At 66.7% G+C, this 24,443-nt stretch carries 30 protein-coding genes, 1 pseudogene and 1 riboswitch; of the genes and pseudogenes, 15 read left to right on the top strand and 16 right to left on the bottom strand.

Features of this window, described 5'->3' with window-relative positions; translation table 11 throughout:
* Positions 1–36: 36 nt before the first annotated feature.
* The gene (locus ACQCSV_RS18620) at positions 37–576 is read right to left on the bottom strand and encodes a hypothetical protein (protein ID WP_354155109.1); all 540 of its coding nucleotides are present in this window, start codon (positions 574–576) and stop codon (positions 37–39) included.
* Between the two features lie 210 nt (positions 577–786).
* Between ACQCSV_RS18620 and ACQCSV_RS18615 the strand changes: the two genes are divergently transcribed.
* Complete coding sequence (locus ACQCSV_RS18615) at positions 787–1,287, top strand: sigma-70 family RNA polymerase sigma factor (RefSeq protein ID WP_354155108.1); 501 nt, start codon at positions 787–789, stop codon at positions 1,285–1,287.
* Positions 1,284–1,949: an anti-sigma factor family protein gene (locus ACQCSV_RS18610; RefSeq protein WP_426938937.1), complete on the top strand. Its 666-nt coding sequence runs from the start codon at positions 1,284–1,286 to the stop codon at positions 1,947–1,949. Before ACQCSV_RS18615 ends, ACQCSV_RS18610 begins: the two co-directional genes overlap by 4 nt.
* A 35-nt stretch (positions 1,950–1,984) precedes the next feature.
* Here the strand turns inward: ACQCSV_RS18610 and ACQCSV_RS18605 are convergent.
* A pseudogene (locus ACQCSV_RS18605) lies at positions 1,985–2,176 on the bottom strand (SRPBCC family protein); the annotation flags it as partial.
* A gap of 30 nt (positions 2,177–2,206) precedes the next feature.
* Positions 2,207–3,073, bottom strand: a complete 867-nt coding sequence (locus ACQCSV_RS18600) for a DUF1206 domain-containing protein (RefSeq protein WP_354155185.1) — start codon at positions 3,071–3,073, stop codon at positions 2,207–2,209.
* Positions 3,074–3,339: 266 nt separating this feature from the next.
* Here ACQCSV_RS18600 and ACQCSV_RS18595 point away from each other — a divergent pair, with 266 nt between their 5' ends.
* The 3 genes from ACQCSV_RS18595 (at position 3,340) to ACQCSV_RS18585 (ending at position 4,483) form a co-directional block, all read left to right on the top strand.
* Entirely contained in the window at positions 3,340–3,516 is a 177-nt protein-coding gene (locus ACQCSV_RS18595) for a hypothetical protein (RefSeq protein ID WP_354155106.1), read from the top strand.
* Entirely contained in the window at positions 3,509–3,985 is a 477-nt protein-coding gene (locus ACQCSV_RS18590) for a hypothetical protein (RefSeq protein WP_354155105.1), read from the top strand. Before ACQCSV_RS18595 ends, ACQCSV_RS18590 begins: the two co-directional genes overlap by 8 nt.
* A 99-nt stretch (positions 3,986–4,084) precedes the next feature.
* Positions 4,085–4,483, top strand: coding sequence for a hypothetical protein (locus tag ACQCSV_RS18585; RefSeq protein ID WP_354155104.1), 399 nt, complete (start codon positions 4,085–4,087; stop codon positions 4,481–4,483).
* 15 nt (positions 4,484–4,498) lie between these two features.
* Here the strand turns inward: ACQCSV_RS18585 and trmB are convergent, their stop codons facing one another.
* Both trmB and ACQCSV_RS18575 read right to left on the bottom strand, forming a co-directional pair.
* Positions 4,499–5,422 (bottom strand): tRNA (guanosine(46)-N7)-methyltransferase TrmB, encoded by a 924-nt coding sequence (gene trmB, locus ACQCSV_RS18580; RefSeq protein WP_354155103.1) that lies wholly within the window; start codon positions 5,420–5,422, stop codon positions 4,499–4,501.
* A 116-nt stretch (positions 5,423–5,538) separates the two neighbouring features.
* Positions 5,539–5,934 (bottom strand): hypothetical protein, encoded by a 396-nt coding sequence (locus ACQCSV_RS18575; protein WP_354223724.1) that lies wholly within the window; start codon positions 5,932–5,934, stop codon positions 5,539–5,541.
* Positions 5,935–6,087: 153 nt separating this feature from the next.
* Here ACQCSV_RS18575 and ACQCSV_RS18570 point away from each other — a divergent pair, with 153 nt between their 5' ends.
* Both ACQCSV_RS18570 and ACQCSV_RS18565 read left to right on the top strand, forming a co-directional pair.
* Positions 6,088–7,428 (top strand): MFS transporter, encoded by a 1,341-nt coding sequence (locus ACQCSV_RS18570; protein WP_426938936.1) that lies wholly within the window; start codon positions 6,088–6,090, stop codon positions 7,426–7,428.
* 1 nt (position 7,429) lies between these two features.
* On the top strand, positions 7,430–8,806 hold the full coding sequence (locus ACQCSV_RS18565) for an MFS transporter (protein ID WP_426938935.1): 1,377 nt from the start codon (positions 7,430–7,432) through the stop codon (positions 8,804–8,806).
* Between the two features lie 66 nt (positions 8,807–8,872).
* Here the strand turns inward: ACQCSV_RS18565 and ACQCSV_RS18560 are convergent, their stop codons facing one another.
* Entirely contained in the window at positions 8,873–9,598 is a 726-nt protein-coding gene (locus ACQCSV_RS18560) for an SAM-dependent methyltransferase (protein WP_426938934.1), read from the bottom strand.
* A 339-nt stretch (positions 9,599–9,937) separates the two neighbouring features.
* Between ACQCSV_RS18560 and ACQCSV_RS18555 the strand changes: the two genes are divergently transcribed.
* Complete coding sequence (locus tag ACQCSV_RS18555) at positions 9,938–11,860, top strand: DEAD/DEAH box helicase (RefSeq protein ID WP_426938933.1); 1,923 nt, start codon at positions 9,938–9,940, stop codon at positions 11,858–11,860.
* Positions 11,861–11,945: 85 nt separating this feature from the next.
* On the opposite strand, the gene ACQCSV_RS18550 is transcribed toward ACQCSV_RS18555, so the two are convergent.
* From ACQCSV_RS18550 to ACQCSV_RS18520, 7 genes are all read right to left on the bottom strand, one after another.
* Positions 11,946–12,596 (bottom strand): MBL fold metallo-hydrolase, encoded by a 651-nt coding sequence (locus ACQCSV_RS18550; RefSeq protein ID WP_354155097.1) that lies wholly within the window; start codon positions 12,594–12,596, stop codon positions 11,946–11,948.
* Positions 12,597–12,622: 26 nt separating this feature from the next.
* Positions 12,623–13,618 (bottom strand): aldo/keto reductase, encoded by a 996-nt coding sequence (locus tag ACQCSV_RS18545; RefSeq protein ID WP_354155096.1) that lies wholly within the window; start codon positions 13,616–13,618, stop codon positions 12,623–12,625.
* 73 nt (positions 13,619–13,691) lie between these two features.
* Positions 13,692–14,339 carry a nucleoside/nucleotide kinase family protein gene (locus ACQCSV_RS18540; protein WP_354155095.1) on the bottom strand — a complete coding sequence of 216 codons (648 nt, stop codon included), beginning with the start codon at positions 14,337–14,339 and terminating at the stop codon, positions 13,692–13,694.
* Positions 14,340–14,348: 9 nt separating this feature from the next.
* Positions 14,349–14,738 (bottom strand): multidrug efflux SMR transporter, encoded by a 390-nt coding sequence (locus tag ACQCSV_RS18535; RefSeq protein WP_354155094.1) that lies wholly within the window; start codon positions 14,736–14,738, stop codon positions 14,349–14,351.
* Positions 14,738–15,061: an SMR family transporter gene (locus ACQCSV_RS18530; protein ID WP_354155093.1), complete on the bottom strand. Its 324-nt coding sequence runs from the start codon at positions 15,059–15,061 to the stop codon at positions 14,738–14,740. The genes ACQCSV_RS18535 and ACQCSV_RS18530 overlap by 1 nt, the downstream gene beginning before the upstream one ends.
* 9 nt (positions 15,062–15,070) lie before the next feature.
* Positions 15,071–15,135, bottom strand: a riboswitch (guanidine-III (ykkC-III) riboswitch).
* 71 nt (positions 15,136–15,206) lie between these two features.
* On the bottom strand, positions 15,207–15,737 hold the full coding sequence (locus ACQCSV_RS18525; RefSeq protein WP_354155092.1) for a ferritin: 531 nt from the start codon (positions 15,735–15,737) through the stop codon (positions 15,207–15,209).
* Positions 15,738–15,822: 85 nt separating this feature from the next.
* Entirely contained in the window at positions 15,823–16,464 is a 642-nt protein-coding gene (locus ACQCSV_RS18520) for a HutD/Ves family protein (protein WP_426938932.1), read from the bottom strand.
* Between the two features lie 100 nt (positions 16,465–16,564).
* On the opposite strand from ACQCSV_RS18520, the gene ACQCSV_RS18515 reads away from it, so the two are divergent.
* From ACQCSV_RS18515 to ACQCSV_RS18505, 3 genes are all read left to right on the top strand, one after another.
* Positions 16,565–17,164 (top strand): phosphoribosylanthranilate isomerase, encoded by a 600-nt coding sequence (locus ACQCSV_RS18515; RefSeq protein WP_354155090.1) that lies wholly within the window; start codon positions 16,565–16,567, stop codon positions 17,162–17,164.
* A gap of 21 nt (positions 17,165–17,185) precedes the next feature.
* Positions 17,186–17,587 carry a YccF domain-containing protein gene (locus tag ACQCSV_RS18510; RefSeq protein ID WP_354155089.1) on the top strand — a complete coding sequence of 134 codons (402 nt, stop codon included), beginning with the start codon at positions 17,186–17,188 and terminating at the stop codon, positions 17,585–17,587.
* A gap of 263 nt (positions 17,588–17,850) precedes the next feature.
* Positions 17,851–18,837, top strand: coding sequence for a plastocyanin/azurin family copper-binding protein (locus tag ACQCSV_RS18505; RefSeq protein ID WP_354155088.1), 987 nt, complete (start codon positions 17,851–17,853; stop codon positions 18,835–18,837).
* Positions 18,838–18,848: 11 nt separating this feature from the next.
* On the opposite strand, the gene ACQCSV_RS18500 is transcribed toward ACQCSV_RS18505, so the two are convergent.
* The 3 genes from ACQCSV_RS18500 to ACQCSV_RS18490 all read right to left on the bottom strand — a co-directional run bounded on the left by ACQCSV_RS18500 (position 18,849) and on the right by ACQCSV_RS18490 (position 20,933).
* Positions 18,849–19,718: a DUF4031 domain-containing protein gene (locus ACQCSV_RS18500; protein ID WP_426938931.1), complete on the bottom strand. Its 870-nt coding sequence runs from the start codon at positions 19,716–19,718 to the stop codon at positions 18,849–18,851.
* Positions 19,719–19,752: 34 nt separating this feature from the next.
* Positions 19,753–20,076 (bottom strand): BBE domain-containing protein, encoded by a 324-nt coding sequence (locus ACQCSV_RS18495; RefSeq protein ID WP_354155086.1) that lies wholly within the window; start codon positions 20,074–20,076, stop codon positions 19,753–19,755.
* A 230-nt stretch (positions 20,077–20,306) separates the two neighbouring features.
* The gene (locus ACQCSV_RS18490) at positions 20,307–20,933 is read right to left on the bottom strand and encodes an FAD-binding oxidoreductase (protein ID WP_354224491.1); all 627 of its coding nucleotides are present in this window, start codon (positions 20,931–20,933) and stop codon (positions 20,307–20,309) included.
* Between the two features lie 163 nt (positions 20,934–21,096).
* On the opposite strand from ACQCSV_RS18490, the gene ACQCSV_RS18485 reads away from it, so the two are divergent.
* The 4 genes from ACQCSV_RS18485 to ACQCSV_RS18470 are packed head-to-tail and all read left to right on the top strand — an operon-like array spanning position 21,097 to position 24,262.
* Complete coding sequence (locus ACQCSV_RS18485; protein ID WP_056341185.1) at positions 21,097–21,507, top strand: TOBE domain-containing protein; 411 nt, start codon at positions 21,097–21,099, stop codon at positions 21,505–21,507.
* A 44-nt stretch (positions 21,508–21,551) separates the two neighbouring features.
* Entirely contained in the window at positions 21,552–22,322 is a 771-nt protein-coding gene (modA, locus tag ACQCSV_RS18480) for a molybdate ABC transporter substrate-binding protein (RefSeq protein WP_354155183.1), read from the top strand.
* A gap of 18 nt (positions 22,323–22,340) precedes the next feature.
* The gene (locus tag ACQCSV_RS18475; protein WP_354155085.1) at positions 22,341–23,204 is read left to right on the top strand and encodes an ABC transporter permease; all 864 of its coding nucleotides are present in this window, start codon (positions 22,341–22,343) and stop codon (positions 23,202–23,204) included.
* Positions 23,201–24,262 (top strand): ABC transporter ATP-binding protein, encoded by a 1,062-nt coding sequence (locus tag ACQCSV_RS18470; protein WP_354155182.1) that lies wholly within the window; start codon positions 23,201–23,203, stop codon positions 24,260–24,262. The genes ACQCSV_RS18475 and ACQCSV_RS18470 overlap by 4 nt, the downstream gene beginning before the upstream one ends.
* The last annotated feature ends 181 nt before the right edge of the window (positions 24,263–24,443 follow it).

Raw genomic sequence — 24,443 nt, 5'->3', positions numbered from 1 at the left:
CATCCGCAAGCTGCCCATCCGTAAGCGCCGGGACGCTCAGTAGCCTGACGACGCTGTCTGGATCATTTCCCCGGCCGGCGTGGCCAGATTCCAGACGCCGTTGACGCCCTGTCCCAGGATGTCGCCGGGCTTCGCGTCTTTCTGGTAGTAGTACAGCGGCATCCCGTTCAGGGTCACCTGCTTGGCCCCGGCCGGCGTCGTGATGGTCCCAAGCGTGCCGGTGACGCCTTCAGCGGCGGGCTTGGCCGCGGTGGTGAGGAGCGGTGGCCACGCGGTGAGGCACGCTCCGGTGCAGGCGCTCGTGCCGGAGTCCTTCACATCCTTGGTGAAGAAGTACAGGCTCATGCCAGCGGAATCAACCACGATGTTGCCGGCGCTGGAGGACGCTGCCCTGAGGTCGACGGCGGCCGCTGCGGTGGGGGTGCCAGTCGGCGGGGCGGCGGATGTGGCTGCGGGACTCGTGGCCGACGGCGTGGGCGCCCCCGTTGTTGTACTGGTTCCCGGGCTGCCAGCGCAGCCAGAGAGTGCGGCCATGAGGGCCATTGCGGCAAAACCTGTGCGTCGATGCTTTTTCATGTGAACGCTCCTGGACGGGGGCCCGGTGGTGGATCACCGGGGACTAACCGGTACGACGCGCCAGGGTGAAGAATGGTTCAAGAACCAGCTCCCCTGTTTCCGGCGCCGGTTCCCGGGGACCACGGCCAGTGAACCTTTTGCGTACGGGGGACGTCGTATCAGCCGAAATGTACAGTGACGGGACGGGAACCAGGGACAGGAGGGGGAGGCATGCCGCTGGATGAGGACGTGGTGGCGGCGATCTACCGCGAACACGGCGCAGCGTTGCGCCGCTTTGTCCTCAGCGCATCGCGTGACCCACAGCTGGCGGAGGACGTGGTTCAGGAGACCGTGCTGCGCGTCTGGCAGCAGACCCCGGACATCACCGGAAGCTTGCGCAGCTACCTGTTCCGGACCGCCCGGAACATCATGATCGACAACTACCGCAAAGCCCAACGGCGCCCGGCCGAAGTGATGGAACGCGACCTCGCTGATCCCTCCCAAGCCGTTGAACGCGTGGATGAACTCCTCAACCGCGTGCTTATGGAGGAGGCGCTGGTCAGGCTCAGCGCCGAACACCGCGATGTCCTTGTTGCACTCCACTACCGCCGTTTCACCGTCAACGAGGCCGCCGTGCAGCTGAACATCCCTAGCGGAACCGTGAAGTCCCGCGCCTACTACGCGGTCAGGGCGCTGCGGATCATCCTGGATGAAATGGGAGTGGAACGGTGACCGATTCTCAGCTGCATCACTTGATGGGCGCCTATGTGCTCGGTGGGCTTGACCCCGCGGATTCGCAACGTTTCGAAGCCCACCTCGAGTCCTGTGCGGATTGCCGGACCGAACTCGCCGAGTTCGAAAGCCTGCCGGCCCTGTTGGACGCGCTGCCGGTCCCGGACGCGGTGGCGCTGACCGCGGGTGCCCGCCCCGGGGTGGCCCCTGAGCCAGCCAGTTCAGTGCCCCTCACGGTCCTCGATGAACTGGCCACCCGCCGTCGCAAATTACAACGGCGGTGGGCGGCGCTGGTGGGCGCCGTCGCCGCCGCGTGCCTCGCCTTGGGCCTGGCCGCGGCGCCGCTGCTCAGCCGGCCGCCGGCGCCGGACGCCAGCTATTCGGTCCAGTCCGGCAATGGCCTGCAGTTCAGCATCGACCTTGCCAAGAAAACATGGGGCACCGAGCTGGCCGTGAACGGCAGCAAACTGCCGCTGGACGGAACCCTCTCGCTCTGGATCCGGGACCGCAACGGCGGCGAGGACCGGGCCTGTGCTTGGACCGCAACGCCCAGCGGGAGGGTGAAGGTTACGGGCGCCACGCCCGTACAGCTGGCCAGCATCGCCAGCCTGGAACTGCGGGATGAAACCCAGCAGGCCGTTGCTACCATCACGGTGCCGTAATCCCCTGGCCAGGATTACTGTGCGTGGAGGGCTCTCACCATCACCAGGCCCAGGCGGGACACGGTCCGCGTCCGGACGCCCTTTCCGGCGGATGTTGCGCTGTTCAGGAAACCTTGGGCGGAGATGAACGGGTCCCATTTGAGCCGGAACGCACCGGTGGTCTGGGACAGGGCAAAGACTGTCTCCGGATCGAGGCGGATGTGGCGTTCGGCGCGTACCTGGGGCATGGCCCCCCCTAGCCGGGGTGAACTGGTGCCCTACTGGTTCATCTTGGCAAGGCGCGCCCTGACCACCATGTAGATGCCGTAGCAGATCAGTCCGGCGCCCACCGCCGCAAGCAGGTAAACGCCGAAGGGCTGCTCCCGTAGCGCCTTGAGCCCGCCGTCAAGGCCCGTTGATTCCTCCGGGTGCGCGCGCAGGGTGGCGATCGTGATGAGGAGTCCGGTGAGGAACAAGACAGTCCCCTTGGCAACGTACCCTGTCACGCCCAGCACGCTGACGGCGGTGCGGGCCCGGGGATCCGTAGGCATCTTCAGGTGCTTCTCGAAGGACTTCTTGATGCCACGGATGCCATAGATCACCCCGGTGACGGCAATTCCCACCCCCACCAGGACCAGGAGTGCCACACCGCCGGGTGCCTTCATCACGGTCGCGGTGAAGTCGCTCACGGACTTCTGGTTGTCACCGCCGGAACCAGTTCCCATGGCAAAGGAGACAAGCGTCAGGGCCAAGCCGGCGTACACGACGGCCTGTGCTGCTGCCTGGGCCTTCTTGCCAGCCTTTTTCTTCGTCGGCAGTCCGTTGTAGTCGAAGATGGCATCGCTGGTCTGCCACAGTGCAAGGGCGGCGCAGGCGGCAAAGCTTGCCCAGAGTAGGAACGGCCCGGCGGGCTGGCTGGCGAGCTCTGACACGGCGCCGCTGAAGTCGGCGCTTCCGCCGCCGCCCATGGCGAGTCGGATGGCGATGAGGCCTACCAGGAAGTGCAGGACACCGCTGGCTGCGAACCCTGCCCGCGCGAACAGTTCCAACGTGCGTGAATTTGTGACATCCTCCGCCGCATCGGCGGCCTGCCTGAGTTCTCTTTTGATGGCGGTTCCTTCTGCCGGCGCCGCAGAGGCGCATATTTGTGTGCCCCCTGCACAAGCCCAATCGTGCCACGCTTGGCGACCCGCGAACAGTCCCGATCCGCGCGCCCAGTTCCGTCCCGGACCTGGTGAGGGGTGGGTGCTCCTGCTATGGGTAGTGATCCCCATCGCGGGAGACTTATTGCCGTGCAACGATATATCCAGCGATTGATCTAACTCTAATAACTCTCCGGGGGAGCCACTATGACTTTTTAGGCGCGGACGTCAGTCAGCTTCGGGAGCTGGCGAAGGCTGTTGACAAGGCGGTGGCGCTGCTCAGCAGCCGGGCCAGCTCCCTGCAGGGCCAGATCCAGTCCGCGCCGTGGAAGGGCGCCGATGATGAGCTGTTCCGGCAGGACTGGTCGGGCAACCACCGCCCCAGCCTGGAGCGGGCGGCAGCGGCTGAGGCCCACCGCCAGGAGCTGAAGCAAGGGCGTGGATGACATGCTCAAGGCCAGCCCGGAAGAGCAGGCCAGGTGGTGGGCCGGCCTCTCCGAGGAGGACCGGAAGTGCCTGATCGAAGGCGAAGACGAGAACGGCCCGTTCGCCGATGACCTCATGCGGATGGACGGCGGCATTCCCCAGTCCGCCCAGGACCAGGCCAGCGACCACCTCCGTGAACTCGCCAAGACAGAAACTCCCGTCTACACGGAGAGTGGCAAGGCCTCCCTTGACGCTGTCGAATACTCGCCGGAGAACGCGGCCGTGATCGACAGCTACATGCGCAACGTGGCGTTGGGAGACTCGGTTGCCGCCGGCCAGGACGCCGCCAAGCTCTACGAGGCAGGCTCCGCCACCGTCCAGGCGAACCACGTGGTGACAGCGTCCAACGAGTTCGGCATTGACCTCAAGGCCGGCGAGGTGGAGGTCAAAACCGAGAACAAGGCAACCACCAACGTGTCCACGTACTAAAAGGTCCCGAACGACACCAAGCTCGAGAAGCTCTGACGTCCCATGCCGGATCCGCACGTGCAAACCAGCCCAGCCAAGACTTACCGCTAAGGAGCAACCATGTCAGTGCATATCGAGTCCCCGCTGGGATTCACGGCAGACTTCCCCGAGCACACCCAGGTGCTGGAGGACTCGGCCGCCGGGCCGAACACCGAGCAATATGGCCTGCTGGGCGGCGTCCTGCTGACGGTCATCAAGGACGACACCTCCGTGACCGGGGCCGCGCAGGCCAACGGCTGGGCACACCTGATGTCAGGCTTCTACCTTGAAGACCGCGCCAGGACCGTCCTCACCGAAGGCGAACTGAACATTCCCGGCAAGTCCTCGTACGCCGTCGTGGTTGGGTCCACGGATCCGGCGGGCGAGGCTAGGGTCGCGGCCACCGTGGGCGTCTGCCCGGAGATCGAGCCGCGGCTGGGGATGCTCACGGAGATCGTCGCTTCCACCAGCGTGAGCTGACACCGGTTCCGGCGCTCAGCGCCGGCGGTAGCAGAGGTCGAAGATCAGCCGGCCGGCCTCGTGGGCCTTCGCCTCGAAACTGGTGCGGATCCGGCCTTCGAAGCGGGGGGCCCAGCCGCCCGCTTCGTCCACGCCCTCGTTGGGGCCGGTGTGTGCGGTGCTTACAGGCGCCCGGCCCTCGCGGACGGGCGCTCCGCCCACTATGGTTTCGACGCCGGATTGCCACACCTGGGTGAGCGGGCTTTCCGGTCCATGGCGCTCGCCGGTGTGGAGGTTTTCGAAGTCCGGCGAGTCCGCAAGGACGTCGCGGACGTGGACGGCGTAGTTGGACCAGTCCGTGGCGACCCGCCACAGGCCGTCCTTGGTGAGTGCCCGTGCTGCCAGTTCGGCAAACTCCGGCTGGATGAGTCGGCGCTTGTGGTGCCGTGACTTGTGCCAGGGGTCGGGGAAAAACACCCACAGTTCGCTTACGGAACCGGCCGGCAGCATGGTGGCGAGGACCTCGGGCGCGTTGGCTTCCACCACCCGGACGTTGTTCAGCCCGCGGCTGTTGATCTTGATGATGGTGTTGGCCAGGCCCGGCGTATAGACCTCCACGGCCAGGAAGTCCGTGCCCGGGTTCTCCTCGGCCGCGTGGCAGATGGCATCGCCCAGTCCGGACCCGATTTCCACGATGAGCGGTGCCTTGCGGCCGAACTCGGCCTCGGCGTCGAACGTGTAATCCGGGTGGACCGAGGTGTTGGCGACGTGCCGGGGCACGTCCAGCGCCCACCGGTCCGCGTGCTCTTCCCACGCCGTCTGGCGGCGTCCCTGGAGACGGGTACCGCGGCGCACGAAGCTCACGGGCCTGCCGCCGTAAGTGCCGAAAGACGCCTGCGTTCCGGGCGTCACCGGGCGCGGTACATGCGGAGGCTGGGGGGATTCTGGGGATTCACTCATCCCTTCCAGAATACCCGGGAGCGCGCCGGCGGCCTGGGCCCAGCCCGCGTGCCTAGCACCCTAGGCGTTGGAAGGTCAGAACGGTTGCCCGGCTACTTCAGAAAGCATCACGGAACCTACGGCAGGATCATGAAATCCCCGTTCCTGAGCACGAGCAGCAGACCCACCGCAACCTCGGCCGCCGATATCCACAAAGCAGCCACGCCCGCCCGCCAGCCGGTGGATCGGCGCGCGAATACGCGGAGTGAAACGACGCCGAGCGTCACTGCCAGCAGGGTAAATATCACCGGGTAACTCCACAGCACCCACGGAGCAGACACATCCAGTCTCCCCGCGCCGTCAGAAGGGCCGGAGTAGAGTACTGCCACACGGCTGAGCGGACCGGTCAAAAAAATGCTGGCGGGCGCAACCAAGCTGAAGACGAGGCTGGCTGTGCCTTCGCCGCTGCCGTGGGCTTTTGCCGCGGCCGGGCCGGGCGCAACGGACGGATCCTGCAATGGTGCGAGGCTCATGGTTTCTCCAGAATGTTGTGGCTGGACACTGCGTGTGTTCCCAAAGTAAGTTCGCCTCAGCCGGGCCGCCAGCCCTTTTCCGGCCTATGTGGATAACACTCCGTGTACTTAGCGTGGGCGGGTGAGCACAGGCCAAGACAACGTGGTGACAGAATGGTCCCCGTGACCCGTGCTGACAACGTTGACGTGCCTGGACTGCTGGTCGACGCCGAAATCGACGACATCCCCCCAGCAGCCCCTACGCGCCTTCCGGGCCAGTCGGGAGGCGGTCCGGAAAGCCCCCAGAGCAGCCGCCGTGCCCTGGCATACTTGGGCCTCTGCCTGGTGCTTATCGGGCTGAACCTCCGCACGGTTTTCTCCAGTTTCGCGGCGGTTCTTCCGGAGATCACCTCCGACGCCGGCCTGCCGGGCTGGGCCGTCGTGGTGCTCACCACCGTGCCCGTGACGCTCCTGGGCGTCTTCGCACCGCTGGCCCCTGTCCTGGCCCGTCGGTTCGGCGCCGAACGCGTCCTGCTTGGTGCCATGGCAGTACTCACGGCAGGGCTGCTGCTGCGGCCCGCGGACATCGGCGGCCTGGTGCCCGGTGCCGGCCATCTGCCTACCTTGCTGGCGGGAACTGCTGCCTGCGGTGCCGCCATCGCCTTGTGCAACGTCCTACTTCCGGGGCTGGTGAAGCGTGATTTCCCGCACCGGTTGGGCCTCATGGGCGGGCTGTACACCACGGCCATCTGCGCGTCGGCCGCCCTCGGAGCCGGCTTTACCTACCCGGTCTTCACGGCGACGGGGGAGTGGACCTCGGCGCTGTGGTTCTGGGCGGTTCCTGCCGCCGTCGTACTTTTGCTGTTCCTGCCGGTGGCGCTGCGCCAGCACCCTGTCCGGCACCAGGACGGCCACCTCGGCATCAATGTGTGGCGTTCGGCGGTGGCGTGGCAGGTGACTATCTTCATGGTGCTGCAGGCCATGATGTCCTTCAGCGTCTTTGCATGGCTGGCGCCGATCCTGCGCGAACGCGGCGTGGACGGCGGAACGGCCGGACTGATGGTTTCGCTTTCGATCGTGCTCCAGATGCTGGGCTCGCTGTTTGCCCCGGCGCTGGCGGCGGGATTCCGTGACCAGCGCGCCATCGCTGTGGTGGTGGCGCTGATGACCGGCGGCGGGTTTTCTCTGAGCATCTTCGGACCCCTGGAACTCATCTGGGCGTGGACCGGGCTGCTGGGACTGGGGCAGGGAAGCCTCACCGCGGTGGCCCTGACCATGATCATGCTGCGGACCCGCGACGGGCACACCGCCGCGCACCTGTCCGGGATGATGCAGGGCGTGGGCTACGGGCTGGGTTCCACCGGCACGCTGATGGTGGGCCAGCTGCACCAGGCCACGGGATCGTTCACCGCAGCCGGGGTGCTGTTCCTGGTGGTCGGTTCGCTGGCCGCGGTGTTCGGCTACCGAGCGGGCCGGAACCGCTACATCGGCGACTCCACCCAGCCGCGCCGATAACATGCGCGACTCCACCCTCCCAACGACAGACCCTACGGCAGGGATCCTGCAGCGACCGTACTTGTGGGTGACCATCGGCTCGTGTGCCCTCGTGTTCCTCGCGGCGTTCGAATCGCTCGCGGTGACCACCATCATGCCCGTCGTCAGCCGTGAACTCGACGGCGCCAGCCTGTATGCCCTTGCGTTCGCCGGTCCGCTGGCAACCGGCGTGATCGGCACGGTGGCGGCCGGAAACTGGTCGGACCGCCGCGGGCCAACCGTCCCGCTGTATGCCTCAGTTGCCCTGTTCGTGCTGGGCCTGATCATCGCGGGCACGGCCGTTTCCATGCCCATTCTGGTTGCCGGCCGCCTGGTGCAGGGGCTCGGTGGCGGTGCTCTGACTGTTGCGCTCTACGTGGTGGTGGCCCGCGTCTACCCGGCCGTCCTGCACCCCGGGATCTTCGCTGCCTTCTCCGCCGCCTGGGTGATCCCGTCCCTGGTTGGCCCGTTCGCGGCCGGCATCGTGGCGGAAGTCCTGAGCTGGCACTGGGTGTTCCTGGGCGTGGTAGGGCTGGTGGTTCCCGCTGTGGTGATGATCGTTCCGGTGCTCCGCGGCATTGACCGGCCCTCTGAGCAGGCCCCAGTCCCGCCCTGGGCGCTGGGTCGGCTCGCGTGGGCAGCGCTCGCCGCGCTCGCTGTACTGGGACTGAACCTCTCCGCCGGAGTCAGAATCGCGGGCTTCACCGCCGCGCCGGCACTCCTGGCTGCGGCCGCCGTCGCGATTGCCCTCGTAGCCGTACGTCCGCTGGTACCCCGCGGAACACTGCTCGCCCGCCGCGGCCTGCCCAGCGTGATCCTGACCCGCGGACTGGCGTCTGCCGCGTTTTTCGGCGCCGAAGTTTACTTGCCGTACCTGTTGATCGAGGAATACCAGTTCCCGCCGACGTTCGCCGGCCTGGCGCTCACGGGAGGCGCGTTGTCGTGGGCCGCCGCTGCCGCCATCCAGGGCCGCCTCGGCGCCCGGCTGCAGCACCGCGTGGCCGTGCGCATCGGCTCAGCGCTGGTGCTTGGGGCCATCCTCCTCACGTTGGCGACGTCGGCACTCCACTGGCCTGCCGCCGTCGCAATTTCCGGCTGGCTCTTCGCCGGCGGCGGCATGGGGTTGCTGTATCCGCGGCTCAGCGTGATGACGCTTGCCATGTCCAGTAAGGAAAACCAAGGCTTCAACAGCTCGGCAATGTCCATTTCGGACTCACTGGGCGGGGCGCTGGCGCTCGCCGCCACGGGCATCGTGTTCGCCGCGTTTACGACGACGGCGGAATCGTTCGCGGGGGTTTTCGCACTGACGGCAGTGGTGGCCGTCGCCGCGGTTGCGGTGGCGCCGCGGGTTTCGCGCTAACCCCGGAGTTTTTGTCCACATAATGCCGTCCAATGCCTGGCGAAGGCGCTTTATCTGGACAAAAACTCAAGCAAGCCGGGTGGCGCGGAGTACGGTGTCGCCGATGATGGCTTCCTCGCCGTCCGGACCTGACGCTGCCCGCTCTCGCGTGGTGTTGACCTCCAACTGCCAGTCCGGCGAGTCCAAGCTGAGCTCCGCCACGAGCTGCGCCGGGGTGTAGAACATCTCCGGCTTGGTGTGGTTTCCCCACGGCGGCAGGCGGTGCGGATGGTGGCCCACGATCAGCAGCGTGCCGCCCGGCTTGACCGCCGCAGCCGCCGTCCGCAGCGGACCCTGCCACGCCAGATGCGGGGAATGCAGGAACTGGGAGGACACCAGATCGAAGGTTGCCGCGGGCTGCCACTCCTCCAGATCACACTGTTTCCAGTGGATGCGGCTGGGAATTTCACCGGCTCCTTCGGCGTGCACACTTTCACGGTCCAGGGCTGCCTTTTCGTGGACCAGCGCCCTTTCCAGGGCGACGGCGGAAACGTCGACGGCGGTGACGGTCCAGCCCTGCTGGGCCAGCCAGATGGCGTCGGCCCCTTCGCCGCAGCCCAGGTCCAGGGCCTTGCCCGGCCTCAGTCCCGCGCCTTCGCGGACCAGTTGCGGGTTGGGTTTCCCGCTCCAGAATTTCGGCTTGCTCCGGTACCTTTCGTCCCACGCCTCGGCGGCACTGCGCTGCGGTTCATCCCCCAGCCGGGTGCCGCCGTCGTCCGTGGTGTGGTGGTGGTCCGCACCCTGTTCAGTCATGCCTCAAGCCTGCGCCTGCCGGGCTCTGAAGGCAACGACCGCAGCCTCTGAGCGACGTACTTGAAAGAGGCCCAGGCTCGGGGATGGTACGCTTATGGGACTTGATGTGCAGTGATGCCCGCTTGCTCCTTAAATCGGAGTCCCTTTATTTGGGAAGCGGGTTTTTTCATGTGAGAGGCACATCCTGCGTCGATGAACGCGTTCCATTTGGTCCCAGCCGCCGCCCTGAATTGGGCAGCAGCACGGTTGATCACCTGACTTTTCTTCGGCGAAACCCTTGAGCCAACCGGCATCGGGGGCCGATATCCGCATGGATACCGCCTGAAAGACCTTGAATATATGACTACTTTTGCTGCCCTCGGCACGCCCAAAGAACTTGCCGACACCCTCACAGCCCAGGGAATTGTTGAGCCGTTCCCCATCCAGGTCAAGACCCTCCCGGACACCCTGGCCGGACGCGACGTCCTGGGCCGCGGCCGCACCGGCTCCGGCAAGACCATCGCTTTCGCCATCCCGCTTGTAGCAAGACTCGCTGAGCGGGAAGCCAAGCACTTCCGCAAGCCCGGCCGCCCCATGGGCCTGGTCCTCGCACCGACCCGCGAGCTGGCCACCCAGATCAACGCCACCATCGAGCCGATGGCCAAGGCCATGGGCCTGACCACCACCGTGATCTACGGCGGCATCTCCCAGGCCCGCCAGGAAAAGGCACTGCGCGCCGGCGTCGACATCGTCATCGCCTGCCCGGGCCGCCTGGAGGACCTGATCCGCCAGCGCATCCTGACCCTCGAAGGCGTCGAGATCACCGTCCTGGACGAGGCCGACCACATGGCCGACCTCGGCTTCCTCCCGGTGGTCAAAAAGCTCATGGACATGACCCCCAGCCAGGGCCAGCGCCTGCTGTTCTCGGCGACCCTGGACAACGGCGTGGACAAGATCGTCCAGCGTTACCTGTCCAACCCGCTGACCCACGCGGTAGACGAGTCACAGGCCGCCGTGACCACCATGGAGCACCACGTCCTGGTGGTCAACGACCAGACCGTCAAGAAGCAGCTGATCTTCGAGCTCGCCTCCGGCGCCGGCCGCCGCGTCCTCTTCATGCGGACCAAGCACCACGCCCGCAAGCTGGCCAAAACCCTGACCGACGCCGGGATCCCCGCCGTCGATCTGCACGGCAACCTCTCGCAGAACGCCCGTGACCGCAACCTGGCCGAGTTTTCCTCCGGTGACGTCCGCGTCCTGGTAGCCACCGACGTCGCGGCCCGCGGCGTCCACGTGGACGACGTCGAACTGGTAATCCACGTGGATCCGCCCACAGAGCACAAGGCATACCTCCACCGCTCAGGCCGTACGGCCCGCGCAGGTTCGGATGGCACTGTTGTCACGCTGACCCTCCCGGAGCAGCAGTCCGACGTCAAGAAGCTGATGAAGGCTGCCGGCGTCGAGGTCAACTTCGAGCGCGTCACGGCCAACTCCCCGTTGGTTGCCGAACTCGTGGGCGAAATGGCAGACAAGATCGATCCGCGCACCCGTGCCGCTCTTCTCGCCAAGAAGTCTGCACAGCAGGGTGGCGGCACCTCCACGGGTGCCAACGCCGAGCGCAAGCGCGCCCGCCGCAGCCAGGAAGGGCCCACCGCCGGTGGCCGTGGCGGCCGTGGTGGACGTGGACGCGTCTCCGCTGAGCCGACGCGCTCCGATCTTCCCCGCGCCGAGCGCCGCGCTGTTGCCTATGAAGGCCGCACCGAGGCACGCGCAGCATTTGACCGTGTAGCTGAGCAGAACGAGGACCGCGCCATTGCGGCAGCTTCTGCTCGCCGCAACTCCCGCGGCCACGGGGCCACCGGCTCCACGCACCGCAACGACGTCCCCGCAGCAGGTGGCCGTGCAGCGGCTGGCCGCGGTTCTGGCGGCCGTGCAGATTCACGCGTTACCCGCAGCGATGCTCCCCGTGGCGGCACGGGCCGCCCGGCTGCCACCGGCGGACAGCGCGGCGGACGTCCGGCAACGGGCCAGCGCGCAGCCGGAGCCCGCACTGCGGGCGCCGGCGCAGGAGCCCGTACGGGTGGATCCGGTCAGCGCGCCGGAGCCTCCACGGGCAACGGCGGCAACGCGGGCAACGGCGGCAACAAGGCTGTCTGGTCCTCCAACACCGGCGGCACGTCCGGTGGCTCGTACGCCGGTAACGGTGGCGGCAGTGGCCGTCCGGCACGCAGCGGTCCTCGCCGCGCGTCGGCTCCGGCCTCGAACGAACGCCGCAGCCGCTAGTCAGCACTACCTCGGTTTCGCTCCCCGCTCAACCACCGGGCGGTTGGGGAGCGAAACCCTTACGTAGGCTCGATCGCCGTAAGCCCTACCAACCGCGGGCGCGCCACTCCCCGAGATGCGGGCGTTCCACGCCCAGGGTGGTGGGGCTGCCATGGCCCGGGTGCACCACTGTGTCGTCTGGGTAGGCCTCGAACAACCGCGCGTTGACGTCGTCCAGCAGGGACGTGAACCGCGCCGGATCTTTCTGGGTGTTGCCCACGCCGCCCGGAAACAACGAGTCGCCGCTGAAAATATGGGCAGGCCCGTCCGGGTCCTGGTACACAAAGGCGATGGATCCCGGGGTGTGGCCGCGCAGGTGCACGGCGGTGAGCTCGAAGCCGTCCACGGCGCAGGTATCCCCGTGCTCCAGGGACCGGTCCACGGGTACCGGCAGCGCCTCGGCGTCGTCCGTTCCAGCCGCTGTGGGTGCGCCCGTCGCTTCCACCAACGCCGGCAGTGCGCGGACATGGTCCCAGTGCTGGTGCGTGGTGGCGATGAGTGCCAGCTTGGGTTCAGCCGCAGTATCCGCGGCCGAGTCCGCCAGCATCGCCTGGATGGCCGGAAGATCGTCCGCCGCATCGATCAGCAGCTGTGCACCGCTGGCCTTCGCGGTCAGCAGATACACGTTGTTGTTCATCTCGCTTACGGAGATGCTGCGGATGGTGATGTGGCGTAGGTCGTGAATGAGCGTGTCCATGGGCTTCAGTCTATTCACGGCCGTGGTTATTCACGGCCCTGGGACACCCAGCTGGGGTCCGCCGAGCGGGAGCCGACGACGGCGTCCGCGGCCTGGTCCAGCGCCTCCAGTTGCGCCCGGGTCAGGTCCAGGGACAGGGCGCCCAGGTTCTCGTCAATCCGGTGCGTTTTGCGCGTGCCGGGGATGGGGACCACGGCCAGTCCCAGCCGTTTGCCCTGCTCCAACAGCCACGCCAGTGCAACCTGGGCGGGGGTAGCGGACAGCTCAGCTGCGACCGTCCGCACGGTGGCAACCACTCCCTGGTTGGCATCGGCGGCGTCCGCGGCGAAGCGCGGGATCCGGCGTCGGAAGTCGTTGGCTCCCAAAGTCGCAGCGTCAACTGTGCCGGTGAGGAATCCCCGGCCCAGTGGCGAATACGGCACAAAGCCCACGCCCAGGCCGGCCGCGGCCGGAACCACGTTGCGTTCCACGTCGCGGCTCCAGATCGACCATTCACTTTGGACCGCGGCGATGGGGTGCACGGAGTGGGCGTCGGCCAGCTCCTGCGCGGTCACCTCTGACAGGCCAAGGTGTTTGACCTTGCCTTGCTGCACCAGCCCCGCCATGGCCTCCACGGTTTCCACAATCGGAACGCGGAGGTCACGGCGGTGCATGTAGTAGAGGTCGATCACGTCCGTGCCAAGCCGCTTCAGGCTGGCGTCGACAGCCTGCCGGATGTAGGCGGCATCTCCCCGGATGTCCGTGTAGCCATCGGCAGGTGAGCCCACCAGTGAAAACTTGGTGGCGAGCTGCACTTCGCCCCGGCGCTCCTTGAGCAGCTGCGCGATGAGTTGCTCGTTGCTGCCTCCGCCGTAGATGTCCGCGGTGTCAATGAAGCTGACGCCGGCATCCACGGCATGATGCAGGGTTTTGAGGGCCTCGTGCGGGTCAACCTCGCCGTAGACCGGAGTCAGGGCCATGCCGCCGAAGCCGAGCGGGCTGACGTTGAGGCCGTCGCCGAGGTGTACCGATGGTGCAGTCATGAGCGCTCTCCATTCGTTGTGGACTCATGTGGTTTGCAGACACGTTTCCCAGCCAAGAACCCTGACCCTTGCCTCAGTATTCCTGGCCGGCGTCCTGGCCCCACGGGATGATCCGGTCGGCGCCCTGGCGCGTGGCCGCGATCATCACAGCGTTGGCCTCATCCGGGCCGGTCGCCCACGCTTCCGCCGCGGTTCGCTCCATTCCGAATACCACGTGCCGGTCCACCAGCCGGGCCAGCCGCAGCGGGGGCGGGGTGTCCATGAACCAGACTTCATCCAGCTGCGCCCGGACCTCCTTCCATTCGGGCGTTTCCGCCAGCAGGTAGTTTCCTTCGGTGATTACCAGCGGCACGGAAGCCTGGACAGCGATGGACGCAGCCACCGGTTCGTCCAATGCGCGACGGAACTCGGGCGCGTACACCACTGCCTCATCCCGGCGCGCGAGCCGCTGTAACAGCGCGAGGTAGCCGCCGACGTCGAATGTGTCGATTGCTCCTTTGCGCTGCCGTAGCGGAGTGCCGTCGATGATCGCGTTGCCCAGATGAAAGCCATCCATCGGCACCACCACGGCGAGCTCCGGGCCGAACTCCCGCTGTAGTCGGGCCGCGAACGTGGACTTGCCGGAGCCGGGCGCGCCCGTGATGCCCAAAAGAATCCGCCGGCCGCCGTCGAGTCTGTGCCTCAGGGCGGCGAGTGCCTGCCGTACTTCAGGGGAGTCCATGGCAAAAGCCTAAACCGGCCGCCGGCTCTCCCCCGGCTTCCCGCGCACCGACTGGACGGCAGCAGGTGAAGCCGGCAGCGACTTCAATCCCGCCGCGCAGCCCACAATCCCGGCGATGAACAGCACTTTCAGGATGCTGAAGGGTTCGACGCCGGTGGCCATCGCCCAGCCCACCGTCAGGGCCGCCCCGATCCCCACCCAAACGGCGTAGGCGGTGCCGAGCGGGATGCTGCGGATGGCCAGGCCGAGGCCGATCATGCTGAGGGTGGCCGTGACGGCGAAGACCAAGGTGGGCAGCAGGTGGGTGAATCCATCGGAATTGCCCAGGGCGGTGGCCCAGACGGCTTCCAGTACGGCGGAGGCGAGGAGCATCAGCCAGGCGGCGGAACGCTTTGTCATTACGCCACGACCTTGAGGCCAACCACGCACGCGGCGATGCCGGTGAGCAGCAGGAGGCGGGCCGTCGTCGGGGGTTCAGCCTTGGTGATGATCGCGTAGGCGGAGGTCAGCACCACGCCCACGCCTACCCATACCGCGTAGGCGGTGCCGGTGGGGATGGACTGCATGGCGAGGGCGAGGCCGGCCATGCTGGCGAGGACGGAGACCAGGAAGAGGAGGGCGGGTGCGAGCCGGCGCCGGCCGGAGGCCTGGAAGGTCCGGTGCAGGGCTGCGGCCCAGACGGCTTCCAGCGCTCCGGAAAGAATGAGAATTAACCACGACATGACAGATCCTTTGGCCAGTCTTGTCGCGTGCCGGGTACTGAACCGTCGTCCGGAGGCCCTGTGCGGAGCCTTGATTCCAGCTTAGCAAGGCCCTACGGCGGGTGCCGGGTTGGTGGCCAACCTCACCGCCGGGCGGGGCAGAACTTTAGAGAGCGCCGCCGGCAGCTTCCGGGGCGGAGGAGTCGCGGCCCGCGTTGCCAACGGTTTCGCGGGCGATGAAGTTCTCGATGTCGAAAAAGTTGTCCGCGCGCTCGGCGATGTTCAGAAGGGTGGTCATAGAGGCGACCTCTTCCACCTGCTCCTTGAGGAACCAGAGCATGAACTGCTCGCCCAGGGCGTCGTCCTCGGTGCGGGCAGCACGGAAGAGCGCCTCGATCGAGGCCGTCACTTCCTTCTCCTGCTCCAGCGCCAGGGCCAGCGGCTCGGTCACGGAGGAGAAGTCGTTGCGCACGGTGGGGACGCCCGGGATGGTGAACTCAATGTCGCGGTCAAGCATGTACTGCACCATCATCATGGCGTGGTTCCGCTCCTCCACCGACTGCCGGTAGAAGTAGCGGGCCAGCTGCGGGAGGTCCTGGTTGGCGAACCAGGTGGCCACGGCAATGTACTGCTGCGAGGCCGCGAACTCGTTGCCGATCTGGGTGGACAGAAGAGCATTGAAGGGTGTGGTGGTCATAGCCCCGAGTCTAGGAGCGCCGCGCGCCACTGACCAGTGTGGAAAGGCTCAGATAACGAAGGCGAGGCTAGCCTGCAGCGCTGGATCAGGCAGTCGCGCGGTCGATCGAAACCACTGCCAGGAAACCGCGACCCAGGATTTCGGGGGTCCCGGTATCGGAGCCGACGACGGCGTCATACCGGTTGAGTGCCTCGGGCTCCATGGGTGCCGGGGCGGCTTCGTCGCCGTCGGCTTCCGCGGCGACCGCAGCTTCTGCACTGACGCTGAGGTTGCCGGCGCTGGCGGTGGCCTGGCCCTGCAGCAGCACACCTAGCTGGCCCTCAAATACCGGGTGCGCGCGCTTCTTGGAGAGCTCGATGATGGATGTGAAGCCTTTGAACGAACCCGTCCGGGTGATGACGTTCAGGTCGCGGATGTCCCCGGTGGGCAGGGCTCCGTGCGCGGCAGCTTCGCCGGAGAACCTGAAGGGCCGGTACTTTTCCAGCGGGTGTTCGTCGCCGTCCACGGTGAGAAGGAGGAGTTCGCCGTCGATCACGGTCAGCACGCGTTCCATGCCCGGGAACGCCGAGAAATCCCCGGCCTTGCTGACGTCGGCGATGCTGACGCGCCAGTCCCAGGCGCCGTCCTGCGCCGAGTCGGCCTTCGGGTGGCTGGCAAGCTCCCGGGTCACCCCGCCGCCGTTGCGCCACGGTTCGGACCTGAGTTCTGCGAAGCGGATGATCTCCATCGGACCAGCCTAGTTTGTTGACGGCCCCCATCGGCGCACGCACCAATCCCTGCTAGTGTCCTCCGGGGGACTACGCGAAGACAGCCTGAAGGAGCCCGGAATGTTCGTCAAAGTGTGTGGCCTCAGTACGCCCGAATCCGTCCGTGAAGCCGTGCAGGCCGGTGCGGACGCCGTCGGGTTTGTCCTCACCGCGAGCCCGCGGGTGGTCTCGCCGTCGCAGGTTTCCGCGCTGCTGGCCGACGTGCCGGAAGGGGTACTTGCCGTCGGCGTTTTCCGGCATGAACCTGTCGCCGATGCCCTTGCCATCGCACGAGCCGCCGGACTCGAGTGGGTCCAACTCCATGCAGACCTCACTCCGGAAGACGTCGCCACAGTGCACGACGCCGGCATGAAGCTGATCAGGGCCGTCACCATGGCAGCCACAGCGGACGCGTTCGCCGACTGGGGCGAGGAACTCCTGTTGATTGACGCCGCCGTCCCCGGGTCCGGACAGGCCTGGGACTACGCCTCCATGGTGGACGTGACGGCGCTCCAGGACCGCAAGTGGCTTTTGGCCGGCGGACTGAACCCGGATACCGTGGCGCACGCCACCGCCGCCTCAGGCGCGTGGGGCGTGGACGTTTCCTCCGGCGTCGAGGTTTCCCGCGGAGTGAAGGACCTGGAGAAAATCCGAGCCTTTGTGAAGGCCGCCAAGGGCTGAGGCACAGGGCACAATGGACAGATGAAGACTCTGCTCAACATCATCTGGCTGGTATTCGGCGGACTTTGGCTTGCCCTGGGCTACTTCCTGGCGGGCATCATTTGCTGCCTGCTGATCGTCACCATTCCGTGGGGCATCGCGTCGTTCCGGATTGCGGCATACACGCTCTGGCCGTTCGGGCGCATGGTGGTGGACAAACCGGGCGGAACGGGTGTGTTCTCGCTCCTGGGGAATGTCATCTGGCTGGTGGTGGCCGGCATCTGGATCGCGATCGGCCACGTGGTTACGGCCTTTGCCATGGCGGTCACCATTATCGGCATCCCGCTGGCCATCGCCAACCTCAAGCTCATCCCTGTGTGCCTCATGCCGTTGGGAAAGCAGATCGTGCCCACCAACAGGCCGTTCGTGACCGGCTACCGCTGACCTCGACAAAATGTTGGCGGAGGAGGATGGTAATAACTGCGTCCCGCCTCCGCGATTTCGCCATTAATACGCGAAAGTGATGGCGCCGGGATCAATATTGAAACCCGCCGCGCACCATCTGGGGGTGCATTTCCGGCGCGAGGACTGGTTCCCTGCGCCGAGCAACAGTGACCAGTTTGGGAGTTCTCCCGGCTGGGGTGAACCGGTCACAGTGACCTATCGGCCAGCTATGGCCGAACACGGTTCAAAAAGAGAGCAATGCGATGAAACATATTCAGGGCATTCACACCAGATTCCGCAAACTACCGTTAATCCTTGCAGCCGCCGTTGCCCTTGCTGTGCCAGCGGCCGCCGTCGGGCCTGCCGGCGCATCCACCTGGACCCCCCGCTCCTGGACGGTGCAAGTCGGTTCCGAGTCCAGCGACCACGAAATCCAAGGCATGGCTTTCCTGCCCTCGGACATTGTTGTCAATGAGGGCGACACCATCAACTGGCAGGCGAACGCCGCCGAGATCCACACGGTGACGTTCCTGGCTCAGGACCAATCGCTTGAGTCCACGCAGCCATTCGATCCGTCCAATTCCGCTGAATTGTTTCCTCAGGGTCCGCGTCCGGATCCCCACAGCTACGACGGGACCTCCTATTACAACTCGGGTCTTTTGTCCAACGTTGCGGTCCCCGGTTTTCCTGTCGCGACAAGCTACACCCTGACGTTCCCTCAGGAAGGCGACTTCACGTACTGGTGCCTGGTTCACGGCATGGCGATGAAGGGGACTGTTCACGTCCAGGAAGAAGGATCGGCATACCCCCATACCCAGGCGGACTACGATAAATCGTCAAGGGCGCAGGAGCGTTCCATCCTCCGGGACGGACGCCAACTGGACGCCTCCTTGGCCAGGCAGGCCAGTAACCACCTGGTGCTGGCAGGCGGCGACGACGGTATTGCGATGGTCATGCGCTTCGTCCGGCCGAAGGTGACAGTGCACGTGGGAGATGAAGTGGTGTTCAGCAACACCGGAATGGGTGCACCGCACACGGTCACGTTCGGCACTGAACCGGCGAACATTTTTGTCCTTTCAGGCACTCCAGGTGATTTCAGCGGCGGCGATCTCAACTCGGGAATCATGCCCCCGGCACCTGCCCCGGGCTCGACTTTCACGGTCAAGTTCACCAAGGCTGGCACCTACAAATACATCTGCGCACTGCATGACTTCATGGGCATGGTGGGTCAGGTCAGAGTCGTAGATTGAGGCGGTGCCCATCAGGCCAGTTCGCCCTGCAGGTTCCGGAGGGCCGCATCAAGCCATAGTTCCCGTGCGCGCTCGCTGTGGAAGAGCGGGTCCAGGCCCAGCAGGTGACGTACGACGGCGGCGCGGCCGGCTGCGAAGTCGGCGTCGCCGATGTGCGCGTAGTCTTCCCGGACGGCGGCCACATACCGGGCGTAGGGCTCAGGTTCGCCGCCGAGGACTGACAGGTCCGCGTCGCAGAGGAGGGCGCCGTCGTCGTCCCCTGGTTCCGGGCGGTGGTCCGACGTCAGCCGCACTAGCCGCGCCACCTCGTCGATCTCGGACGGAGGGAGCCCCGCATCCGCGAGGCGCTCCTCGGCGAGCCGGGCCGATTCCTCCTCGTCCTGGCCGGCGACTCCGCGGTAGACGGCATCGTGGAACCAGGCTGCGAGCAGCACTGTCCGCGGCGGATCGGCAAGGTGGGCCAGCAGGTCCAAGGCCTCCAGAACTGCCAGCAGGTGCGTGCAGCCGTGATACCGGCGATGGTCCTCGCTCCAGCGGTCCAGCAGGTCCAAGAAGAGGGCATCGTGGCCGGGCATGATGGCTTCCCAGCGGTTCAGCAGCGGCACCTTGAGGGACTTGTTGCGCTGCCGGGCCGGGATGCGCAGCCCGCTGGCGATGAGTTTGCGGACAAGGATCCGGGCCTCAACCGGGACGGCGCCCGCGGCGACGAGGTCGTCGAACCGGCGCTCGGCGACGTCGTAGTGGTCGCCGTCGAACGCCCGGTCCGCTATGCCCGCTGCAGCGGCGAAGGCGTGCAGCTCAGCCAGTGAGGTGTCCGAGATCAGGTGCGAAAAATGCGTGCCGTGGGCCGGCCACAGCGGCGGATCCAGGTAAATCGCCATGGAGGAAGTCTAGTGCGGCGCTCCGCGGAACCGGTCAGGAGCCGGCCGGCAGGATGTTCTGGTTTCCCTGGAAGATGTTCTGGGGATCGACGTCCCGCTTGACCAGGGCCAGCCGCGCGTAGTTCCCGTTGCCGAACGCGGCACGGGTGCGCTCCTGGCCTTCGTTGCCGATGAAATTGAGCCACACCCCGCCCGTGGCATAGGGCGCAATCTTGCCGCGGAAGTCCTTCACCCAGGCCTTGGCCAGCTGGCCTTCCTCGGGTGTTGGCGAGATGCCGTAGGGATGGCTTACCCAGGCCGCGTTCCGGTTGATCAGGGGCGTGGCTGCCCCGCGTTCCCGCCGACGGCGCCGCCCCACCGGGCGATGAGCTGCTGGGACGTGGCGTCGGGGAGGTTGCGGGCCGACTCAACAAGAGGTCTAGAGCTGCATCGGGAAGTTCGTCGTGGTAGTCGGCGCTCCAGTAGTTGTAATGGTCCGGCGGATCATCCAGGGAGGACTGGAATTCGGCGTACGGGGTGTCGGCCACGAGGTCCACTGCAGGCCCGAGCTCGCGGAACGGCCGCGCGTGCTCGAAGCCCTCCTCGGGCTCACCCGCGTAGACGTAGCCAATGGCGACGGCCATTTTTTCCCACCAGATGCTCAGGCACAAACGGCTCCGGCGGAGCGGTCATGTACAACAGCCCCAATCCGACGCCATCGGGTGCTGCGAGGGCCAGGTCCCGGTACGCGAGGGAGACGTCCATGACCTCTTCGCCGGGCCACAGCCATATCCCTGCGTGGACCACCGGGCCGAGCCGGTGTGCCTGGAACGTGAAAGATGTGGGAACTCCGAAATTGCCGCCTCCGCCATGGAGGGCCCAGAAGAGTTCGGGGTTTTCCCGGGCGCTGGCGGTGACGCGCTCGCCGTCGGCCGTCACCAGGTCCACGGAGACAAGACTGTCGCACGCGAACCCGAAGGAGCGCTCCAGCCACCCGGATCCGCCGCCCAGGGTGAAGCCGGCGACGCCGGTGGTGGAGGCCCGCCCGCCGGTGACGGCCAGGGCGTGCTCCTGGGTGGCGCGGTCGAACTCGCCCCAAGTGGCGCCCGCCCCGGCTGTGACGATGCCGGATTCCGGGTCCACGTCGATTGACTTCATGGGCCGGACATCGATTACCAGACCGTCGTTGTTCATGGACATTCCGGCCACTGAGTGGCCGCCGGCACGGACGGCAATGGCGAGGGAGTGTTCCCGTCCGTAGCGTAGGACTTCGGCCCGGCACCTTCCATAGGCAGCCCTAGTGAACCCTCGAGCGGGAGCGAAACCGGCGTAGGCTTCATATTCTGATTCACGGCGAAAATTACTAAGGAAACCCGCAAATGCGGACTAAGATCATGAAATGCCCACTATTCGCGTATCCGAAGCAGCCCGGTTCCTCGGCGTCAGTGACGACACTGTCCGGCGCTGGACAGAGAACGGCAGCCTCACCCCGGTGAAGGACGACGCCGGCCGGCTGGCCGTCGACGGACTGGAACTGGCAAGGCATGCCCAGAAGCTTGCGCAGCTTCCCGAGGACCCGCACCGTTCAGGAAGTTCGGCCCGCAACAGGTTTGTTGGCCTGGTCACGGGGATCACTGCGGACAAAGTCATGGCACAGGTGGAACTCCAGTGCGGGCCGTTCCGGGTGGTTTCGCTGATGAGCAGCGAAGCCGTCCGCGACCTGGGCCTGGAACTGGGCTCCGTGGCTACCGCGGTGGTCAAGGCAACAACAGTCATCATCGAAACCCCGCATGGAAAGAGCATCATTTGAGCACCCGCACACACGCCAGAACCGTCGTCATCACGGCCGCCCTCATGCTGGGCCTGGCCGCGTGCGCACCCGCTTCCACGACGCCCACGGCCTCGCAGCCCGCCGCCCCGCAGTCCCTGGGCGCCACCGGCCAGGTGTCCGGGACGATCACCGTCTTCGCGGCCGCGTCGCTCAAGGCCACGTTCACCCAGCTGGCCAGCGACTTCGAGGCGAAGAACCCCGGCACCAAGATCGTGTTGAGCTTCGCCGGCTCCTCGGACCTGGTCACCCAGATCACCCAGGGCGCACCGGCCGATGTTTTTGCCTCCGCCGACACCAAGAACATGACCAAACTGGCCGATGCCAAGCTCCTGGACGGGGCCGCGAAGAACTTCGCCACCAACGTCCTGGAGATCGCCGTCCCGCCGTCCAATCCGGCGTTGATCGCGTCCTTCGCCGACCTCGCCAGGCCGGGCGTCAAGGTGGTTGTTTGTGCCAGCCAGGTTCCGTGCGGGGCCGCAGCGGATACCGTGGAAAAGGCCGCGGGCGTGACCCTCGCTCCGGTCAGCGAGGAGTCATCGGTGACAGACGTCCTGGGCAAGGTCACCTCGGGCGAGGCCGACGCCGGGCTGGTCTACGTCACCGACGTCAAAGGCGCCGGCGACAAGGTTATGGGAATCCCGTTCGACGAATCCGGCAAGGCTGTCAATACCTATCCCATCGCCACAGTAGGCTCGAGCCGGAACAAGGAACTGGCGGCAGCCTTCATCGCCATGGTGACCGGCGCCGACGGGCAGAAAACCCTCACCACGGCCGGCTTCGGGCCCCGTAAGTAAACCGCCCACAAGGAGACCATGAAACAGGCCAGGAACAGCGGGTACGGCGGTGTGCCGCGCTGGATTTACGTCCTCGCGGCCGCCGGCGGCCTGTTCGTGGTGCTGCCGCTGGCGGCCATGGTGGCCAAAGTCAACTGGGCCCAGTTCATCCCGCTGATCACGTCGGAAGCCTCGCTGCAGGCCCTTGGGCTGAGCCTGCGCACATCCGCGGCCAGCACCGTCCTGTGCATCGTCCTGGGCATTCCGCTCGCCCTGGTCCTGGCCCGCGGCAGCTTCCCCGGCCAGCGCTTCCTCCGCTCATTGGTCCTGCTCCCGCTGGTCCTTCCGCCGGTGGTGGGCGGCATTGCGCTGCTTTACACCTTCGGGCGGCAGGGGCTGCTGGGCCGGACGTTGGAAGTGGCAGGCCTGCAGATCGCTTTTTCGACGACGGCGGTCATCCTGGCCCAGACGTTTGTGGCACTGCCGTTCCTGGTGGTCAGCCTCGAAGGTGCCTTGCGGACCGCCGGGAACCGGTACGAGGCGGTGGCCGCGACGCTCGGCGCCGGCCCCACCACGGTGCTCCGCAGGGTCACCCTCCCGCTCGTGTTGCCGGGACTCGCGTCCGGCGCGGTGCTGTCCTTCGCCCGCAGCCTGGGCGAATTCGGTGCCACTCTCACGTTCGCCGGCAGCCTGCAGGGGGTGACCCGGACCCTGCCGTTGGAAATCTACCTGCAGCGGGAAACGGACGCCGATGCCGCCGTCGCGCTTTCCCTGGTCCTCGTAGCCGTGGCGGTGGCCGTGGTGGCACTCGCGTACCGCAGCCCCCGCGCCGCTCAATGGGCGTCCGCACCCAGCGGCGCACGTACGACGACGGCGGCCGCGGCGGGCGGTGCGGTCCGGTGACGTTCTCGGTTCAGGCCGCCGTGGCTGGCCGCGGGTTCGACGTCTCCCTCGAGCTGGGCGCGGCCGAAACGGTGGCCGTTATGGGGGCCAACGGCGCGGGCAAATCCACGCTGCTGAACGTCATCGCGGGCCTGCTCTACCCGGACTCGGGCTCTGCCGAACTGGACGGCAGGACCCTGTTTAACCTCAACGCCGGCCGCGGCCGGTGGACGGCTCCCCACCGGCGCGGCACGGCCCTCCTGGCCCAGGAACCGCTGCTGTTCCCGCACCTGAGCGTGCTGGAGAACGTGGCCTTTGGGCCCCGGAGTGCGGGGGCTTCAAAGCAGGCCGCCCGGGAGACCGCCCTGAGGTGGCTCGGGGAGGTCGAGGCGACGGACCTGCAGGCGCGGCGCCCGGCCGAGCTCTCCGGCGGCCAGGCGCAGCGCGTTGCCGTGGCCCGGGCGCTTGCCGCGGACCCCGGGCTCCTGCTCCTGGATGAACCGATGGCGGCCCTTGATATCCACGCCGCGCCGCTTCTGCGGCGCCTGCTTAAACGCGTGCTGGCTGGCCGCCGCGCCATCATTATCACGCATGACGTCCTCGATGCCCTGATGCTGGCCGACCGTGTGGTCATCCTCGAAGACGGGCGCATCAGCGAGGAAGGCCCAACCCGCGAAGTCCTCCAGCGCCCGCGCAGCCGGTTCGCGGCCGGGCTTGCCGGGCTCAACTTTGTGGCCGGCCACATCACCGAACACGGTCTCCAGGCTGGCGGCCTCAACCTCTATGGACACCACGACTCAGCCGCCCCGCTCCCCACCGGGCAGCCGGGCGTGGCTGTTTTCCCGCCGTCGGCCGTTTCCGTTTTCCCCAGCGAGGCGCATGGCAGTCCGCGGAACTCCTTTGCCGTGACCATCACCGACCTGGAGCCGCACGGGGACGGGATCCGGCTCCGCGCCGGGGAGGCCGGGCAGCTGAGCGCGGACATCACCCCGGCGGCGTCTGTCGATCTCGGGTTGGCACCGGGCATGCAGGTGTACTTCGTGATCAAGGCGGGCGCCGTCGCCATCTACCCGGGCTGAAGGGGCGGGAATCCACGCGGGTACTTGCGCTGCTGGCGGGCCTGGGCAACTGCGGGAGGGTGCCGGGAATCGATCTCCTGCCGGTGGCGGGCAGCTCTGGACAGGGAGTTCGCCGTCGGCAAACATGGGGCGTAGAGGGCACATCCTCAAAGTTGAGCGTAGTAGACTCAACTTAGCGCAC

The sequence above is a fragment of the Pseudarthrobacter sp. S3 genome (genome assembly GCF_050156905.1).
Classification (GTDB): Bacteria; Actinomycetota; Actinomycetes; order Actinomycetales; family Micrococcaceae; genus Arthrobacter.
Note: the sequence above shows the minus strand (reverse complement) of the source record. Positions and strands in the feature narration are given on the sequence as shown.

Bases quoted from the DNA above. Each gene is read 5' to 3' on its own strand.
- ACQCSV_RS18555 (WP_426938933.1), top strand. From the start codon at position 9,938: ATGACTACTTTTGCTGCCCTCGGCACGCCCAAAGAACTTGCCGACACC.
- ACQCSV_RS18540 (WP_354155095.1), bottom strand. From the start codon at position 14,339: ATGGACTCCCCTGAAGTACGGCAGGCACTCGCCGCCCTGAGGCACAGA.
- ACQCSV_RS18515 (WP_354155090.1), top strand. From the start codon at position 16,565: ATGTTCGTCAAAGTGTGTGGCCTCAGTACGCCCGAATCCGTCCGTGAA.
- ACQCSV_RS18530 (WP_354155093.1), bottom strand. From the start codon at position 15,061: ATGTCGTGGTTAATTCTCATTCTTTCCGGAGCGCTGGAAGCCGTCTGG.
- ACQCSV_RS18475 (WP_354155085.1), top strand. From the start codon at position 22,341: ATGAAACAGGCCAGGAACAGCGGGTACGGCGGTGTGCCGCGCTGGATT.
- ACQCSV_RS18525 (WP_354155092.1), bottom strand. From the start codon at position 15,737: ATGACCACCACACCCTTCAATGCTCTTCTGTCCACCCAGATCGGCAAC.
- ACQCSV_RS18620 (WP_354155109.1), bottom strand. From the start codon at position 576: ATGAAAAAGCATCGACGCACAGGTTTTGCCGCAATGGCCCTCATGGCC.
- ACQCSV_RS18485 (WP_056341185.1), top strand. From the start codon at position 21,097: ATGCCCACTATTCGCGTATCCGAAGCAGCCCGGTTCCTCGGCGTCAGT.
- trmB (WP_354155103.1), bottom strand. From the start codon at position 5,422: ATGAGTGAATCCCCAGAATCCCCCCAGCCTCCGCATGTACCGCGCCCG.
- ACQCSV_RS18505 (WP_354155088.1), top strand. From the start codon at position 17,851: ATGAAACATATTCAGGGCATTCACACCAGATTCCGCAAACTACCGTTA.
- ACQCSV_RS18500 (WP_426938931.1), bottom strand. From the start codon at position 19,718: ATGGCGATTTACCTGGATCCGCCGCTGTGGCCGGCCCACGGCACGCAT.
- ACQCSV_RS18545 (WP_354155096.1), bottom strand. From the start codon at position 13,618: ATGACTGCACCATCGGTACACCTCGGCGACGGCCTCAACGTCAGCCCG.
- ACQCSV_RS18520 (WP_426938932.1), bottom strand. From the start codon at position 16,464: ATGGAGATCATCCGCTTCGCAGAACTCAGGTCCGAACCGTGGCGCAAC.
- ACQCSV_RS18550 (WP_354155097.1), bottom strand. From the start codon at position 12,596: ATGGACACGCTCATTCACGACCTACGCCACATCACCATCCGCAGCATC.
- modA (WP_354155183.1), top strand. From the start codon at position 21,552: ATGCTGGGCCTGGCCGCGTGCGCACCCGCTTCCACGACGCCCACGGCC.
- ACQCSV_RS18565 (WP_426938935.1), top strand. From the start codon at position 7,430: ATGCGCGACTCCACCCTCCCAACGACAGACCCTACGGCAGGGATCCTG.
- ACQCSV_RS18510 (WP_354155089.1), top strand. From the start codon at position 17,186: ATGAAGACTCTGCTCAACATCATCTGGCTGGTATTCGGCGGACTTTGG.
- ACQCSV_RS18575 (WP_354223724.1), bottom strand. From the start codon at position 5,934: ATGAGCCTCGCACCATTGCAGGATCCGTCCGTTGCGCCCGGCCCGGCC.
- ACQCSV_RS18615 (WP_354155108.1), top strand. From the start codon at position 787: ATGCCGCTGGATGAGGACGTGGTGGCGGCGATCTACCGCGAACACGGC.
- ACQCSV_RS18535 (WP_354155094.1), bottom strand. From the start codon at position 14,738: ATGACAAAGCGTTCCGCCGCCTGGCTGATGCTCCTCGCCTCCGCCGTA.
- ACQCSV_RS18560 (WP_426938934.1), bottom strand. From the start codon at position 9,598: ATGACTGAACAGGGTGCGGACCACCACCACACCACGGACGACGGCGGC.
- ACQCSV_RS18585 (WP_354155104.1), top strand. From the start codon at position 4,085: ATGTCAGTGCATATCGAGTCCCCGCTGGGATTCACGGCAGACTTCCCC.
- ACQCSV_RS18570 (WP_426938936.1), top strand. From the start codon at position 6,088: ATGGTCCCCGTGACCCGTGCTGACAACGTTGACGTGCCTGGACTGCTG.